10 protein-coding genes are annotated in these 16563 nt (G+C 49.7%); 6 read left to right on the top strand and 4 right to left on the bottom strand.

What is annotated here, in order from left to right; all coding sequences use genetic code 11:
- Nucleotides 1-18: 18 nt before the first annotated feature.
- Nucleotides 19-1761 (bottom strand): ABC transporter permease, encoded by a 1743-nt coding sequence (locus tag S2091_RS11000; RefSeq protein WP_105531863.1) that lies wholly within the window; start codon nucleotides 1759-1761, stop codon nucleotides 19-21.
- 541 nt (nucleotides 1762-2302) lie between these two features.
- Between S2091_RS11000 and S2091_RS10995 the strand changes: the two genes are divergently transcribed.
- The gene (locus S2091_RS10995; RefSeq protein ID WP_105531862.1) at nucleotides 2303-7390 is read left to right on the top strand and encodes a PAS domain S-box protein; all 5088 of its coding nucleotides are present in this window, start codon (nucleotides 2303-2305) and stop codon (nucleotides 7388-7390) included.
- Nucleotides 7387-8346: a diguanylate cyclase gene (locus tag S2091_RS10990; protein WP_207769681.1), complete on the top strand. Its 960-nt coding sequence runs from the start codon at nucleotides 7387-7389 to the stop codon at nucleotides 8344-8346. Before S2091_RS10995 ends, S2091_RS10990 begins: the two co-directional genes overlap by 4 nt.
- Nucleotides 8347-8387: 41 nt before the next feature.
- Here the strand turns inward: S2091_RS10990 and S2091_RS10985 are convergent, their stop codons facing one another.
- Nucleotides 8388-9776 carry an aldehyde dehydrogenase family protein gene (locus S2091_RS10985; protein WP_105531861.1) on the bottom strand — a complete coding sequence of 463 codons (1389 nt, stop codon included), beginning with the start codon at nucleotides 9774-9776 and terminating at the stop codon, nucleotides 8388-8390.
- 482 nt (nucleotides 9777-10258) lie between these two features.
- Between S2091_RS10985 and S2091_RS10980 the strand changes: the two genes are divergently transcribed.
- The 3 genes from S2091_RS10980 to S2091_RS10970 are packed head-to-tail and all read left to right on the top strand — an operon-like array spanning nucleotide 10259 to nucleotide 12962.
- The gene (locus S2091_RS10980) at nucleotides 10259-11482 is read left to right on the top strand and encodes an MFS transporter (RefSeq protein WP_105531860.1); all 1224 of its coding nucleotides are present in this window, start codon (nucleotides 10259-10261) and stop codon (nucleotides 11480-11482) included.
- Nucleotides 11479-11880: a carboxymuconolactone decarboxylase family protein gene (locus tag S2091_RS10975; RefSeq protein WP_105531859.1), complete on the top strand. Its 402-nt coding sequence runs from the start codon at nucleotides 11479-11481 to the stop codon at nucleotides 11878-11880. Before S2091_RS10980 ends, S2091_RS10975 begins: the two co-directional genes overlap by 4 nt.
- 44 nt (nucleotides 11881-11924) lie before the next feature.
- Nucleotides 11925-12962, top strand: a complete 1038-nt coding sequence (locus tag S2091_RS10970; RefSeq protein ID WP_105531858.1) for an aldo/keto reductase — start codon at nucleotides 11925-11927, stop codon at nucleotides 12960-12962.
- A gap of 15 nt (nucleotides 12963-12977) precedes the next feature.
- Here the strand turns inward: S2091_RS10970 and S2091_RS10965 are convergent, their stop codons facing one another.
- A complete protein-coding gene (locus S2091_RS10965) occupies nucleotides 12978-13904 on the bottom strand; it encodes a LysR family transcriptional regulator (protein ID WP_165794973.1) in 927 nt (308 codons plus the stop codon).
- Between the two features lie 232 nt (nucleotides 13905-14136).
- Here S2091_RS10965 and S2091_RS10960 point away from each other — a divergent pair, with 232 nt between their 5' ends.
- Nucleotides 14137-14883 carry an SAM-dependent methyltransferase gene (locus tag S2091_RS10960; protein WP_105531856.1) on the top strand — a complete coding sequence of 249 codons (747 nt, stop codon included), beginning with the start codon at nucleotides 14137-14139 and terminating at the stop codon, nucleotides 14881-14883.
- Nucleotides 14884-14927: 44 nt separating this feature from the next.
- On the opposite strand, the gene S2091_RS10955 is transcribed toward S2091_RS10960, so the two are convergent.
- Nucleotides 14928-16529 (bottom strand): ABC-F family ATPase, encoded by a 1602-nt coding sequence (locus S2091_RS10955; protein ID WP_105531855.1) that lies wholly within the window; start codon nucleotides 16527-16529, stop codon nucleotides 14928-14930.
- Nucleotides 16530-16563: the final 34 nt, after the last annotated feature.

The following is a 16563-nucleotide window of genomic DNA, read 5'->3' as shown; positions in this document are numbered from 1 at the left end:
CCTTCACTATTTAAACTTTTAGAAACTCATTTTTTCTTCAGCGATCCGATATAACTTACGCCAGATAAAGCGGTTACACGCGATCACAAAAAAGCACATCACAGAAATACCCAGAGCCACCCGCGGGAAATCACCGGTAGCTGTTACCTGGGCAATATAGCTACCCAAGCCCGTCGCGGTCAGCGTATTGTTACCCCAAGTAACGTATTCGGACACGATACTGGCATTCCATGAACCGCCAGAAGCGGTAATTGCGCCGGTTACAAAACTAGGGAAAACTGCTGGCAGCAAGAACCGTTTCCAACGCATCCAGCCAGACAAGCCAAAATTATCAGCGGCATACACTAATTCAGTCGGAATAATACTAGCGCCAGCAATCACGTTAAACAAGATGTACCACTGGGTACCGAACACCATTAACGGGGTGAGCCAAATGTCAGGATTGAGATGATATTTAACCAGCACAATCACCACTAAAGGGAACATGAAGTTGGCTGGAAATGCCGCCATAAATTGCGCTATCGGTTGCAGGCGTTCAGTGTATTTAGGATTCAAACCAATCCAAACACCAATCGGCACCCAAACCAATGACGCCAACGTGATCATGATCGTCACCCGCAACAACGTCAGGAAACCATACCAAAATACTCTTAGCACTTCGCCCCAACCTACCGCGCTGTGAATGTACGAGCCGATTTCCCAGCAGGCAAACATCACCAGTGCGGCAATCACGGCGTCACTGACGCGTTCAAAAGTCGGATTAATCCGTTGCGGGCGCGCCATGATGGAAGTGCCGTCGTAGTTTCTTCTGAACAGCAATAAACCGCGCTCAAAGTATTCGATCAATCGTGCAGTAACACCCTGAACTGCATTGGTGCGTCGCAATAAGGTCAAAAACCACGATTCTTGTCCGCCTTGGTCGCCGGTTTGTTCGTATTTGAATTTATTCGCCCAAGCAATCAACGGCCGGAACAACAATTGGTCGTACATTAAAATACCGAGCAACATCGCACCAATTGCCCAACCCATTGCTGAATAGTTTTCCTGATTAATCGCATAGGCAATATAGGAACCAATGCCCGGCAATTGAATATTGTGATTGGATACGGTGATGGTTTCGCAAGCGACCACAAAAAACCAGCCGCCCGACATCGACATCATCATGTTCCACAACAACGCTGGCATGGCGAAAGGTAACTCCAAACGCCAGAACCGCTGCCAAGAAGAAAGATGGAAAATACGTGCCGCTTCGCGTAAATCGGATGGCACGGTGCGCATGGATTGGTACATGCTAAACGCCATATTCCAAGCTTGCGAGGTAAAAATTGCAAAAATCGCTGCGCATTCCACACCAAGCAAACTACCTGGAAACAACGCGATAAAACCGGTCACGGTAATGGTTAAAAAACCCAACACAGGTATCGATTGCAAAATATCCAAGGCTGGCACCATGATTTTTTCCGCCAGCCGATAACGCCCAGCCAACGCGGCAAATACAAAGCTAAAGATCAGGGATAACAATAGCGCTGTCATCATGCGCAAAGTGGTGCGCAATAAGTAATACGGCAAATACCACGGATCTAGCGTGATCTCTAATGGCATTCCAACCTGATACGGGGTCGCCATTTGCGACGCGCCAAATGCCAGGAAAAACAAGATTCCGATAATGATGGGCAAAGCCATCCAGTCCCAGCGATTCGGCTGGTGAGATGCGGAATTATTACGTTGCCATGCCTGGCCGTTGAATTGGGAATGTTCCATCGTATGAACTACTTTGCTGAAATCGGTCTATTGAGGGGCAGATTGCTGAATGGGAGATCAGTATTTAAGAGCTGCGCAATTATCCACTTTTTCACTGCACTTCGGAGCAATAATTTTTAAAAAACAACTTCTTTATGGCTAGTAATGTCGCATGATGTTCCTTGATCCATCAATGGATACCCGCCTATGCGGGGCTGACGCTGCTGTTTTTTTGACGTCAGAAGTAAAAAATGTACTGACAATCAACAAATGTCGACTTGTGATTAATAAGTAAAGCCGCATCACAAATCGCACCTCAAATTAATGAAATTCATTATAAAGTTGCCGTGTGACATAGAAATGACTGGCTAAATTGTGCTACTCAGCAATAACGCCCTACTCCGCCCAAAACACGTATTTAAATTCCACATTAAAACATTCCAACGTAGTAATTGGCGTTAAATCTCCTATCCTTCAGTGTGACTTAAGCTGCTTGGCCGCTTGCTTGATGCAATAAATTTAATGTCGAATTAACTCTCAACCAATCAAAAACTATCTGTTGATGAAAATTCTCATACCCATATCAGAATATCAAACCCATCGCACTTTGCTGCTGGGAACATTCGGCTTGGGTATCGCAGCACTGCTACTTAATTCCATCTTGTCTTTATATGTTGGCGACCAGACGCTTTTTATAAATATTGCCTGGTATACCGGGCTAGGAATTAGCGGCGCACTCTTTGCCGCGATTGCGGCCTATCTACTATTGCGCTTAGATGTTTTAAAAGAAGGTAGTAGCTTTAACATCCAAATTGCGGTTGCCTTGCTTGTTATGGGCTACCTGGATGCCTTGCATTCATTGCAACCCGCCGGATCGGTTTTCATTTTGCTGCACGGCCTTTCCGATGCCCTTGGCGGCCTACTATTTGCTGCCATTTTGCTACCCAGCGTGCTGCTTGAAAATAAGTTATTACGTAAGAATTTGGGTATTTTCATCCTCATTAGCATCGTTTTACTGAGCATCGCGGTAATTTTATTCCCACACCGCTTTCCAGAGATTGCGCTGGGAGGCGACTTAACCGCCTTGCTAAATGTCGGCGGTGGATGCCTGTTTTTAGCCGCGTCAGTGAAGCTGCTGGTTTGTTTCTATAACAATAAAAAATCAGCCGATTTATATTTATGCCTGCAATGCGTAATTTTTGGCCTGTCAGCGATATTGATCGAATATTCAACACCCTGGAATTTACAGTGGTGGATCTTGCACGGCGTGCGGATGATCGGCTACTCGGCGGGTTTGTTATTAATTAATTCAATGTTAAATCTGACGATGGCATTGAAAACCGATCTGGACTCCCGCCTTAATAAAAAACTAATCCGCGACAGCGATGCCCTGCTGGCAACGTTAAATGATCACGCCATTATTTCTATCACTGACCGCGCCGGTCACATCATTGAAGTCAACGATGCATTTTGCACAATTAGCGGCTATTCGCGCCAAGAACTGCTAGGTAAAAACCACCGCATCATTAACTCAGGCGTGCAAGATACGGCGTTTTGGCGCGCCATGTGGAAAACTATTTCTGAAAACAAATCATGGCGTGGCGAAGTCTGTAACAAGGATAAAAACAACACGTTATATTGGGTAGATCTTCTCATTGCTCCGTTTGTCGATGAGCATGGCCAGATTGAAAAATATAGCGCTATTCATACCGATATTACCGCCAGCAAAAACGCCACCTTAATGCTGGAAGGCACGCTGCGCGACAGTAAAGCATTGCAAAGCACATTAAATATGCATTCGATTATTTCTATCGCCAACCGAGCCGGAAATATTATCGACGTCAACGACGCTTTTTGCAAAATCAGCGGCTATTCACGACAAGAACTCATTGGCAAAAACCATCGCATTATTAATTCGGGACTACAAGATACGGCATTTTGGATGGCGATGTGGAATGACATTTCCAAAGGTATTCCATGGCACGGTGAAGTCTGCAACCGGACTAAAAAAGGTTCTTTATATTGGGTAGATACCGTCATCGCGCCGATTGTTGATCAAAACGGTCGAATAGAAAAATATATTTCTATATTCAACGATATTAGCGCCAGCAAAATCTCGGCGCTGAATTTTGAATCAGTACTGCGTGACAGTACTGCGCTGTTAAGTACCCTTAATCTGCATTCGATTATTTCTATTGCTAACCGCGCTGGAAACATAATCCAGGTCAACGACGCATTTTGCCGGATTAGCGGCTATTCACGCCAAGAACTGATGGGTAAAAATCATCGGATCGTTAATTCGGGAGTCCAGTCAGCCGATTTTTGGACGACCATGTGGAATAGCATCTCTAACGGCACCCCTTGGCGCGGCGAAGTCTGCAATCGCGCCAAAGATGGCTCTTTGTATTGGGTTGATACAGTGATTGCGCCGTTTGTGGACAAAGACGGCCTGATTGAAAAGTATATTTCGATCCGCACCGATATTTCAGCCAGTAAAAATGCGGCGTTAAATCTTGAAAACGCCTTGCGTGACAGCAGCGCGTTACTGAGTACACTGAATTTACACGCCATCGTTTCTATCGCCAACCGTGCCGGCACGATCACTGAAATTAATGATGCCTTCTGCAAAATTAGCGGTTACTCGCGCCAGGAGTTACTGGGGCAAAACCACCGTATTGTTAACTCCGGCACACACCCGCCTGAGTTTTGGCACGACATGTGGCGCACCATTTCGGTCGGTAAGCCTTGGCGCGGCCAGGTATGTAATTGCGCTAAGAATGGCTCCTGTTATTGGGTCGACACTTTTATTGCGCCGTTCATGGATGAATTTGGGCAAATAGAAAAATACATCTCCATACGCACCGACATTACCGCCAGCAAACTCGCCGAAGAAGCGCTGCGCTGGAATGAGTCACTGTTGCAGATGATGTCTAATTCATCGCCACTGGCGTTCCTGGTCGTGGATATTCGCAGCGATAAAATCCTTTATTTCAACCTGCGCTTCTGCACAATTTGGGGCATTGAACACTTGGCAGATGCCATGCGCCGTGGTGAATTAAAGCACAATGACATCGCACCGGATTGTCTGGCCGTTGTAGCAGACCCGATCAGCTATACGGAATCATGCTGGCCTTTGCAGGACGAATATAACCAAATTGTGATTGAAGATGAAATCCTGTTTAAAAATGATCGGGTGGTACGCCGTTTTTCAACCCAAATCCGCGATTCCGCCGATACGTATTTTGGGCGTTTTTATATATTTGAAGAAGTTACCGAAAGCAAACGGGTTGAGCGCGCGTTGTCCAGCGCGACCGAATCAGAGAAAAATGCGCTAAATGCATTGCGCATTAGCGAAGAACGTATCAAATTTGCGCTGGAAGGCAGTGGCGACGGCGTTTGGGATTGGGATATTAAGCAAGGCAAAGTACAGCTATCTAAGCGCTGGAAAGAAATGTTGGGATATCAAGAGTCCGATATCGGCGATGACATTAGCGAATGGTCGAGCCGACTGCATCCTGATGACATGCAACGGGTGATGGCTGACGTGCAGAAAAATCTGGATAATAAAAGTGGCAGTTTCTCTAATGAACATAGAATGCGCTGCAAAGACGGCCAGTACCTGTGGGTTTTAGATCGTGGCATGGTAGTTCAACGCGACAGTCAAGGTGCGCCATTACGCATGGTCGGTACCCATACCGATATTACGACGCAAAAACAAGCCGAAGACGCCTTAAAGCAAGCCAGCGAAACGGCACTTGCCGCCTCCCTTGCCAAGAGCCAGTTTCTGGCAAATATGAGCCATGAACTACGTACTCCAATGAATACCGTCTTAGGTATGTTGACCTTGTTGCGTAAAACGGAACTCTCTTCAGCACAGACCGACTATGCGGTGAAGAGTGATACTGCAGCGCGTTCCTTGCTTGATCTGCTCAATGAAATTCTTGATTTTTCCAAGATTGAAGCGGGCAAGATGTCGCTTGATTGTCATTCATTTAGTTTAGAGCAGTTGATGCTTAATTTATCCGACATCCTGGCGAACAGCGTCGGTGAAAAGCCGCTCGAAGTCATGTTTGACATTGATCCAACCATACCCGGTAATTTATTTGGTGACGCAATGCGCTTGCAACAGGTATTGGTTAACTTAAGCAGTAACGCCATTAAGTTCACTGAACGTGGGCAGGTGGTCGTTTCGGTAAGCGTAGTGCGACAAAACTCAGCTAAAGTCACCTTGAAATTTTGCGTGCTTGATTCAGGAATTGGCATTGCGTTCAAAAATCAAACCGATATTTTCAAAGGATTTATACAGGCCGAAGCATCGACCACGCGCCGCTTTGGTGGCACTGGCTTGGGTTTGGCAATTAGCCAGCATTTTGTCGAACTCATGGGTGGAAAAATTGAATTGGAAAGTAGCCTTGGGCATGGCAGCCGGTTTTATTTCTCTATTTCACTGCCTATCATCAATAACGTTGATGTTCCCGAGCAAAATCAAACTGCCCCCCACCGCAGATTTGATGTGCGTTCTAATCACAAACAAACTTCACCCGCCACGCTAACCAATAACACAGTCAAACGATTACAAGGCATGCGCGTGCTGGTGGCGGAAGATAACCTGAATAACCAACAGGTAGTGCGCGAATTGCTGGAATGTGAGGGCGCAATTATCCAGATTGCGAATAACGGGCAGGAAGTTATTTATGCCATTACGGAGGCCCACATACCGTTTGATCTGGTGTTGATGGATCTGCAAATGCCGGTAATGGATGGATTTACAGCCACCACTAAAATTCGTATCAATTTAGGTATGCAAAATCTGCCCATTATCGCCATGACAGCCAACGCCATGGCGTCTGACCGTGAAGCCTGCTTGGCTGCAGGAATGAATAACCATGTAGGAAAACCGTTCGACCTCAACCATTTAGTTAATATTTTGCTTAAGCATACCGGCCGCCAAGAAACGGTTGATGTGGAGATGACGCAAAAAATTAGTATTTTCACGTCCAAACAGGTGTTTACCAAACCAGCGATAGATGCGGCTGCTGCAGCGAATGTCGACCTGACCACCGCCTTTAACAGGATCGGTAACAAATCTGACGTGTACCTGCGCATGTTGCGTACTTTTATGAGCGATGTAACGTTGATGCCGGAGAAGTTTCATCGGCATCTGATCGCTGGAGAATATAACCAGCTCCGCAGTGCATTTCATACACTAAAAGGTTTGACTGGCGCATTAGGCATCAACTCGTTGATGACTGCCGCAGGCTATGCCGAGCTCCAATTTGGCGGTACGTTAAGTGTTTCAGAAGCCGAGTCGATCGTGAAGCAAGTCTGTAATGCCATCAGCTCTTGTTCGTCAAATTTGGCGATGCTGTTAAAGGCCTTACAAGCCATGCAGAATGAGACTGACGCCGTGACTAAGCGCATGGCCGGCGTACCAAAAAAATTGTCATCGAATGAATTAATCAGTGTTTTGCAAACCATGTCGGAGCGATTAAAAAATTCCGACATGGCAGCGCTTGAATCCATGAATTTATTACGAAAAAATGCCAACTATGGCGAATTATTATCACCTATCGATGAGGCGATTAATGCCTTGAATTTTGAAAAAGCATTTCAACTTTGCACCTCCTTGCTAGAGAACCTCTCAAAATGATCAACACTCCTATCGACACGTTTTCAGCTAGTGCGCAGACAGGCTCAACAATGAACCGGCAACGGTTACTGATTGTCGACGACCAGCCGTTAAATATTCAAACGCTATACGAACTTTTTTCCGCAAACTATCAAATTTTTATGGCAACCAGTGGCGAGCAAGCGCTGAGTTTGTGTCAAAGCAAGTTGCCCGATCTGATCATACTGGATGTGGAAATGCCGGACATGGATGGCTATGAAGTTTGTCGGAGGCTCAAAGCAGACGTACATACCAGCAATATTCCAGTTATTTTTATTACCGGTCACCATAATGAAGCAGAAGAAACCAAGGGGCTCGATACCGGTGCTGTCGATTTTATTTCAAAGCCGATTAACCCCAGAATTGTGCATGCCCGAGTCAAAAACCAGCTCATGCTCAAAGCGCAATCCGATATGCTGCGCGATTGGGTGTATATCGACGGTCTGACTGGCGTAAAAAATCGCCGCTATTTTGACGAGCGCCTGAATGCCGAATGGGGGCGCGCCATACGTCATAATTCAGAACTCAGCATTATCATCATCGATGTGGATTTTTTTAAACTGTATAACGATTGTTATGGCCATTTAATGGGTGATGACTGTTTGCGGCTGGTCGCCAACAAACTCAACAGTTGTATTAACCGTTCCGTCGATTTAATGGCGCGTTATGGTGGCGAAGAATTTGTCTGCCTGCTTCCGGACACTAATCTGGCAGGCGCGATGACGGTGGCAGAACAGCTCCGGCAAGAAGTGATATCACTACAAATACCGCATGCCGTATCTAAAGCGGCACCCTTTTTAACGATCAGTTTGGGGGTATGTACCAAGCAAAGTATGATGGTGGACTCAGCGACTTCAATATTGACGCAAGCCGATGCAGAGCTTTATCTGGCGAAGAATCAGGGAAGAAATCACGTCTGCGGTAAGGTCATGAGCTAACCGCCATGAGTTAGGGTTAGCCGGGCCGGGTTGACTCGCATTCACCAACTGCGCATATGGTAAGACTTCACCCGGGTTAATTGCACAAAGCCCAAATAACTGGAAGAAACCCCGCGACCGCTTTGTTTTACGCCACTCCAGGCTAAGGCCGGGTCATGATAATCACAGCGATTCATCAACCAGGTTCCGGTTTGCACCTGCGCACCGATCTGCATTGCCGCTGTAATATCCTGAGTAAATACGGAAGCACTCAAGCCATAATGGCTGTCATTCATCAGTTCAATTGCCTGCTCATCCGTTTGTACCGGCATTACGCCAAATACCGGGCCAAAACAATCTTCTTGCATGATCTTCATTTGATGATCGGCATTCGCTAAAATTTGCGGTGCCATGTAAGGAGTATTGATATTATCGAGTGCAAATTTATGGATATCGATCAAACATTTTGCCCCCATACTCATCGACTGCCCGACTATTTCACGCACCGTAGTAGCTGCAGATAATCGCACCAAGGGGCCTAAGGTAGTAGATGCATTTAAGGGATTTCCTAATACATATTTTTCAACCTCGACCACCGCCCGGTCTAAAAATTCCTGATAACGCGAAGCATGAACATACACCCGTTGCACTCCGCTGCACGATTGGCCGGAATTAAACATCGCGCCCTCGACCACTGCATCGACCGTTTTTTCTAAATCGGCATCGGCACGAATATAGGTAGGATCAACCCCGCTCAACTCCAACCCAAGCCCAATACAGCGTCCCAATTCAATTTGCTCCACCATTAAAGCGCTGCTGCTATTACCGATGAAGCACAGATAATCGATCTCAGGCGCTTTCATGATCAGCCGGGTATCGGCGTGGGTCGTATGCACATATTGCAAAACTCCATCTGGAACACCGGCATCATGAAACGCTTCCACCAGCCGCTCCGATACCAGCGGTGTTTGCGAGGAATGGCGCAAAACCACGGTATTCCCCGCCAGCAAAGCAGTAATTAAGCTATTTACGCAGGTAAGCAAGGGGAAATTCCACGGCGCGATGATGAACACAATGCCATGCGGTTCACGCCGCATTAAACGCTGCATACCACTGACCGGAGCTGGCATCACATCCGCGAGTGCCGCTGGAGCAATGGAAATTAAATGCAGGGCGCAGTCTTGAAAGGCGTTGATCTCGCTGGGCGTATAGCGAATTGGCCGCCCCATTTGACGGGTAATTTCTTCAGCGATACCGGCTCTGGCCGTTACCAACTCAGCCACTGCATTTTGAACATGCTGGCAACGGTCAGCTAAGGAAAGTTGCCGCCATTTACGCTGTGCAAAGGTCGCTTTAGCCAAAACTGCCTGGATTTCAGAACTGGTCGCGCAGCGACGCTGAACAACAATGCTGCCGTCTATCGGACTAATAGTGCTGATGTCTTTAAGCATAATTACCCCTTATTGCGAGGTTTTGCGACACGAAGGCGTGATTGTAATAGGGCTACGCAAAATTGTTCCGGCAAGGCGAGCCGACGTAGATAGTACTTTAGTACAGCAAGGAGAGCACAACGCAGCTGGAGCGGTTTTGCGTAGCCCTATTTAAAACTTTAGGATACAAAATACTAATAAGCAATAATATTTTGACTATAAAAAGTATGTCAATAAATCCAGCCGAGCTCGGCTGGATCCAGTGCGAGCGCCACTCCCTCGGCCCTCAACACTGATACCTACACGGTATGGTTTAAAAAACAATTCAGAATAATTATCTTTTTATATACTCTTGATTACACCAACACGCACGCCCCAGATCGCAATACAACCGCAAAGGTAACTAGCCTCGCGCTCAATCACCAAGCACGGCTGGAGTCAATTGTCGCTGTGAGTACGCCGTGTCTTAATCAAACCAGCTAGTTAACCATACAAAGGTCGTCATGAACCATTCACCACCACACCTAAATCAACCACCCGGCCAGTCTGACTGGCGCATATGGCTATCCATCGTCTTCTTGGGCATCGGCGCTTTCACCATCGTCACCACCGAGCTGGCGCCAATTGGCCTGCTATCGGCGATCGCCCAAGACATCGGACGCAGCGAGTCCGCAATCGGCCTGACAGTTACCTTGTACGCCTGGATCGGCGCTTTCAGTGCACTGCTGGCTGCGATTGCCCTTGGCCGTATTCCGCGCAAACCACTGTTGATCGGCTTGATGCTATGTCTTGCGCTGTCGAATGGTGCAGCTATGACGGCGGACGGCTTTGGCCTGCTGCTGGCGGCGCGAGCCTGCGGTGCCGTCGCACACGGCTTGTTCTGGGCCGTTATTGCCGCATCAGCTGCACAAATCGCGCCGCCTCGACACGTAGGCCTGGCCATGTCGATCGTGTTCGGTGGCGTCTCAGCGGCGAGCGTGCTGGGCGTCCCACTGGCCACCCTGATCGGCCAAGAAAGCAATTGGCGCATCGCCTTTGGCGCCGTTGGCGCACTGAGCTTGCTGACCGCGCTCGGAATGCTAGCGGTGCTACCGCGCTTGGAACAAAACCAGGTCAAGGACACCCGCGCAGCATTGGGTTCGGTCCTGCGCCGCATGGATCTGTGTAGCATCTACGTCGCCACAGCGTTTGCCGTGACCGCCCACTTTGCCGCGTTCACCTTCATTGAGCCGTTCCTACGCGAAGCACCGGGCATGCAGGCCACCATGGTAATTGCCTTGCTGTTTGGCTTTGGCACCTCTGGCCTAGCCGCCAACTTCCTGACCGGAATCTTCATTGATCGCTACCTGCGAGCCCTCCTACTGTTGGCCCTGGCACTGATGACGCTGTCCCTTTTCGCGCTTGGCATCTGGGGCACGCAGATCAGCGTGGCAGGCGTCGGCGCCATGCTGATCCTGTGGGGTGCATCGATATCGACCATTTTCGTCGGCTTCCAGACCTGGATCCTTCGCACCGCTGGTGCGGCGGCCATGCCAGCATCCGCGGTGTACGTCGCCATTTTCAACGCCGCCATCGGCAGCGGTGCCATGATCGGCGCCTGGGTGCAGAGCCACAGCGGTTTTGCGGCCGTAATGATGGTCGGCGGCTTGGGCGGCGCTGCGTCGATCTTGGTGGTGACGGCTCTCGGCAGCCATACCTCCATTCCGCAATCGGAGCTACAGCCATGACTGCCCCTCTCCGTAGCATCAGCGAGACGACGCTGCGCGGCCAGCGCTTAATGGACACGCTAGAACCCGGCCTTTCCGTGCGCGTCGGCGACAGGCTTTCCGAGCTAGATCCTGGACTGGAGCGCCTCGTGACCGACTACGCATTTGGCGACGTACTAAGCCGTCCCGGGCTCGACATCAAGACTCGCGAGATGCTGACCGTGGCGGCGCTCACGGCCATGGGCAACGCGCCCGGCCAGCTCGAACTGCATATGCGCGGCGCCCTGAACGTTGGCGTAACCCGGGCTAAACTGTTGGAAATCGTTATCCAGATGGCGCTGTATGCTGGCCTGCCGGCGTGCATGAATGGCGTTACGGCCTACCGCGCGGTGCTGGCCGCCGCCGACCAGAACAAGTGAATCCACCCGAAGCATTTACCTCCCTGACTTTAAAGAGACACCATATGACAAACGATACTAACAACAGCGCAGCGCAGGCCCTGCCGGTCCGCATAATCGGCAGCAGCCTGGCCGTATCGGCGCTTGGATTTGGCGCCATGGGCATGAGCGAATTCTACGGGCCCTCCGACGACATCGCCTCCATCAAGCTTCTACACGAGGTCGCCGAACGCGGCGTTACCTTGATTGACACGGCCGACCTGTATGGCCGTGGCCATAACGAACTGCTAATCGGCGAATTTCTGCGCGCACGGCGCACGCTATACAACGCGGGTGGACTCAAGATCGCCACCAAGTGTGGCATCGAACGGACGACGGGCGGCACGCCGCCACGGCGCATCAACAACTCGCCTGAGTACATCCGGAGCTGCTGCGAAGCTTCGCTCAAGCGGCTCGATGTCGACTGTATTGATCTGTACTACATTCACCGGGTCGATCCAGCAATCCCCATTGAGGACACGATGGATTGCCTCGCCGGGCTTGTTCAAGAAGGCAAGATTGCCCAAGTCGGCCTGTGCGAAGTATCGGCAAACACATTGGGGCGGGCGCACCGAATTCACCCAGTGGCCGCGTTGCAGACCGAATATTCTCTGTGGAGCCGCGAGGTCGAAGACGAGATCCTGCCCATGACGCAAGCATTGGGGATCGGATTCATCGCCTATTCGCCACTGGGACGCGGATTTCTCACTGGATGCCTGACCCAGACCGACACGCTGGCCGAAGGTGATTTCCGTCGCGCCAACCCGCGCTTCCAGGGCGACAACATGATCCATAACCTGATCTTGCTCGACACCATGCGGGATATGGCCGCACGCTACGGCGCGACGCCCGGGCAAGTTGCGCTCTGCTGGCTGCTGGCACAAGGCGACAACATCGTGCCGATTCCCGGTACACGCCGCTCGGCATACTTGGCCGAAAACCTCGGCGCCGCCAGTCTTACACTTGCCAGCGCCGACCTGGCGTTGCTGAGCGAGACCATGACGCCTCACGCTGTACACGGAGCGCGCTACAGCAGTGAAGGCATGCAGGGAATCAACGCCTGAGGGAGTGATAGACGGTCAAGACGGCTTGTCGGCTAGAATCGCCCGTATGGTTTCGACCTTGAGGCGTACCGCCGGCCGCGCTTCGCTCGCTCGCGAGATGACCTGCATGTCGATCGACAGTCGCCGCGCGAGTTTGGGCTGCAGCACGCGGTAAACCACGCCGATGTGCGAGGTGGCCTGCATCGATTGTGGACACAGGGCTACCCCCTCACCTGCCGCCACCGAGGCCAGCAGTATCGTGAAATCCTTCGGTTCGAGGCGCCGCGGTGCCGTGTAGCCTAAGCCCTTGAAGATACGCTCGCACTTGTCGTAGAAAGCGGGATTGTCGCTGCGCGACGACCAGAACAGCGGCGTTCCACCCAGTTCCGCCAAGTCCACCTCGGTCTTCTCGACAGCAGGGTGGGATGCAGGCAGTACGACGATCATCGGTTCGTGGCCGACGATCTCGACTGTCAAGTCGGCGGTCAGGGTGACGATATCGCCAACGATCGCGATGTCAAGCGCGCCGCTGCGAACTCGCTCGACTAGATGCTTGGACCAGGCGCGCTCCAGCGGGCGCCCGCCAGTAAAAGCCGGGTCAGTAACGAGGGCATTCAGCTGGGGAATCAGCCTGTAGTTGATCACACTGGTCAGGCCGATACGCACGACATCAGCGCAGACATCGTGAAAGTGCTCCTTGACTCCAGCGATGGCCAGGTCCAACCCCATCAAGAATTTGTACGCTTCTTCCTTAAACACTTCGCCGGCTGTCGTCAGACTCACACGGTGGGTATCGCGGTGAATCAGCTGCACCCGCAGCATATCTTCAAGCGCCTTGATCTGGCGCGACAACGGCGGCTGCGACATGTTCAACAGCTCCGCGGCACGACGAAAATTGAGCTCCTGCGCGACCGCAAGGAAGCATTGCAATGTTCTGGTGCTGGGTAAGTGCTTGGACAACATGAGCATAAAATTCCTCCGGAACCGGTTGGTCGCTAGCCATGGCGACGCAACGCGCTCACCACACGCAGCGAAACATTGTCTATTATTCCATCTTTGCAGCGGGCTTGCTCGACAGCGGTAAAGGTTTGCGAATAATGTTTTATAAGGACTATCTAAACCAACCTGCAACGCAATATCAAATACGCCTATAATCGCAGCCTCTGTTGATTACTTCCTTTTACCGCGATACGCTATGAAAAACGGCACTCTCTACCTGCTCCCAAATACTCTCGGCATTGCCCATCCAAGCCAGCCGTTGTTTGACGTTATTCCTGTTGAAGTTCAAAAAATCACGGCCAATCTGGCCTATTTTGTTGCTGAAAATGCCAAAACTACCCGAGCTTTTTTAAAGCTGGTGAATAGCAATTTCCCGCTAGCCAAACCGCTACAAGAAATTCAAATCAGTGAATTAAATGTCAATACCAAAGAAAGCGCATTGCCTGATTTATTAAGCCCTTTGTTGCAGGGTCATGATGTCGGTTTAATTTCTGAAGCCGGGGTTCCAGCAGTCGCAGATCCAGGTGCAAATTTAGTTAAGTTAGCGCATCAGTGCGGCATTAAAGTACGTCCTATGGTTGGCCCTTCTTCGTTGCTATTGGCGGTGATGGCAAGTGGCTTAAACGGGCAAAGTTTTGCGTTTAATGGCTATTTACCGACCGATGCAGCACTGCGCAGCAAGCGGCTTCAAGAATTAGAATTACGCTCACGCAAAGACAAGCAAACACAACTTTTTATTGAAACGCCGTACCGAAATGCAGCTTTACTTGAAGCCTTCTGCCAGAGCTGCAATCCTGCGACAGAACTTTGTGTTGCGACTGATTTAAGTTTAGAAACCGAACAGATTCAAACCTTGCCGGTTTCACAGTGGAAAGCCTTGTTAGCCAAAGGGAAAATGCCTGACTTTAATAAAAAACCGACAGTTTTTTTGTTTTTGGCGTAAAAAAAACCCGTTGAATTCAACGGGTTTTCATCTTTAATACTTAATTAGGCTTCAATTCCCTGACTACCCAAATACTCTTCATAAGTTCCGTTGAAATCAACGATTTCCTTCTCTTTAATTTCCAGGATACGGGTCGCCAAGCTCGACACAAATTCACGATCGTGCGACACAAATATCAGCGTACCGGCATATTTTTCCAGCGCGATGTTAAGTGACTCAATCGATTCCATATCCATATGGTTGGTCGGCTCATCAAGCAACAGCACGTTATGACGGCCCAACATTAATTTACCGTACATCATCCGACCTTTTTCACCGCCGGATAATACTTTGACCGATTTTTTAACGTCGTCACCGCTAAATAACAAGCGGCCTAAAATGGAACGTACTGCTTGATCATCATCGCCTTCGCCAGTCCAGTCGCCCATCCAGTCAGTCAGAATTTTACCGTTGGCGAATTCTTCGGTTGGATCTTGCGGCATATAGCCCGGATTAGCATTTTCTGCCCATTTCACCAAACCGGTATCAGGGCTCAAGCCAGCCAACTCACCGCCAAGGCAACGCAAAAAGGTGGTTTTACCCGCACCGTTGGCACCGATAATCGCGATTCGTTCACCGGCTTCAATAGCTAAGCTGATATTTTTAAACAGGGTACGATCATATGATTTGGTAATGCTCTGCACTTCCATAGCCAGGCGATGCAGTTTTTTCTCACCTTCAAAACGGATATACGGATTTTGACGGCTAGACGGTTTAAGGTCTTCAATCTTGATTTTGTCGATTTGTTTAGCACGTGAAGTAGCTTGACGCGCTTTCGATTTATTCGCCGAGAAACGACGCACAAAGTCTTGCAACTCAGCGACTTTATCTTTGGCTTTGGCATTGTTCGATAATTGCTGAGCACGCGCTTGCGAAGAGGCCAACATGTATTCGTCGTAATTACCTGGATATACCTTCAATGTCCCATAGTCCATATCGGCCATATGCGTACAGACCTGATTCAAGAAATGGCGATCATGGGAAATGATAATCATCGTGGAATTACGCTGATTTAACACGTTTTCTAACCAGCGAATGGTGTTGATGTCCAAGTTATTGGTTGGTTCATCGAGCAATAAAATGTCAGGATTAGAAAACAGCGCCTGCGCCAATAAAACCCGTAATTTCCAACCCGGTGCAATCTCGCTCATTGGGCCTTGATGCTGGGCTATTTCAATCCCTGCACCCATTAACAATTCACTGGCGCGGGATTCCGCGGTGTAACCGTCGTATTCGGCAAACTTCGCTTCCAAATCGGCCGCGCGCATGTAGTCGTCATCGGTCGCTTCCGGATTGGCGTACAGCGCATCGCGCTCGGTCATGGCGGCCCACATTTCTACGTGCCCCATCATGACCACATCCAACACCCGCATTTCTTCAAAGGCAAATTGATTTTGCCCGAGCTTACCCAAGCGCTCGCCCGGATCAAGCATGACAGTGCCGGAGCTTTGCTCCAGATCGCCGCCCAAAATTTTCATGAAGGTGGATTTTCCGCAACCATTCGCGCCGATTAAGCCGTAACGATTGCCATCGCCAAATTTAACAGAGATGTTTTCAAACAGTGGCTTGGCGCCGAACTGGATGGTGATATTTGCGGTGGAGAGCACGTAGTACCTTTTGCGAGTAAGAATTTAACCGGGC

The sequence above is a fragment of the Solimicrobium silvestre genome, assembly GCF_002976435.1.
GTDB lineage: Bacteria > Pseudomonadota > Gammaproteobacteria > Burkholderiales > Burkholderiaceae_D > Solimicrobium > Solimicrobium silvestre.
The sequence above is the reverse complement of the archived record's forward strand: the minus strand, read 5'-3'. Positions and strand labels throughout refer to the sequence as shown.

What these genes read in the sequence shown, in the direction of transcription:
- S2091_RS10975 (WP_105531859.1), top strand. Translation starts at nt 11,479, where the DNA reads ATGACTGCCCCTCTCCGTAGCATCAGCGAGACGACGCTGCGCGGCCAG.
- S2091_RS10980 (WP_105531860.1), top strand. Translation starts at nt 10,259, where the DNA reads ATGAACCATTCACCACCACACCTAAATCAACCACCCGGCCAGTCTGAC.
- S2091_RS10990 (WP_207769681.1), top strand. Translation starts at nt 7,387, where the DNA reads ATGATCAACACTCCTATCGACACGTTTTCAGCTAGTGCGCAGACAGGC.
- S2091_RS11000 (WP_105531863.1), bottom strand. Translation starts at nt 1,761, where the DNA reads ATGGAACATTCCCAATTCAACGGCCAGGCATGGCAACGTAATAATTCC.
- S2091_RS10985 (WP_105531861.1), bottom strand. Translation starts at nt 9,776, where the DNA reads ATGCTTAAAGACATCAGCACTATTAGTCCGATAGACGGCAGCATTGTT.
- S2091_RS10995 (WP_105531862.1), top strand. Translation starts at nt 2,303, where the DNA reads ATGAAAATTCTCATACCCATATCAGAATATCAAACCCATCGCACTTTG.
- S2091_RS10970 (WP_105531858.1), top strand. Translation starts at nt 11,925, where the DNA reads ATGACAAACGATACTAACAACAGCGCAGCGCAGGCCCTGCCGGTCCGC.
- S2091_RS10960 (WP_105531856.1), top strand. Translation starts at nt 14,137, where the DNA reads ATGAAAAACGGCACTCTCTACCTGCTCCCAAATACTCTCGGCATTGCC.
- S2091_RS10965 (WP_165794973.1), bottom strand. Translation starts at nt 13,904, where the DNA reads ATGTTGTCCAAGCACTTACCCAGCACCAGAACATTGCAATGCTTCCTT.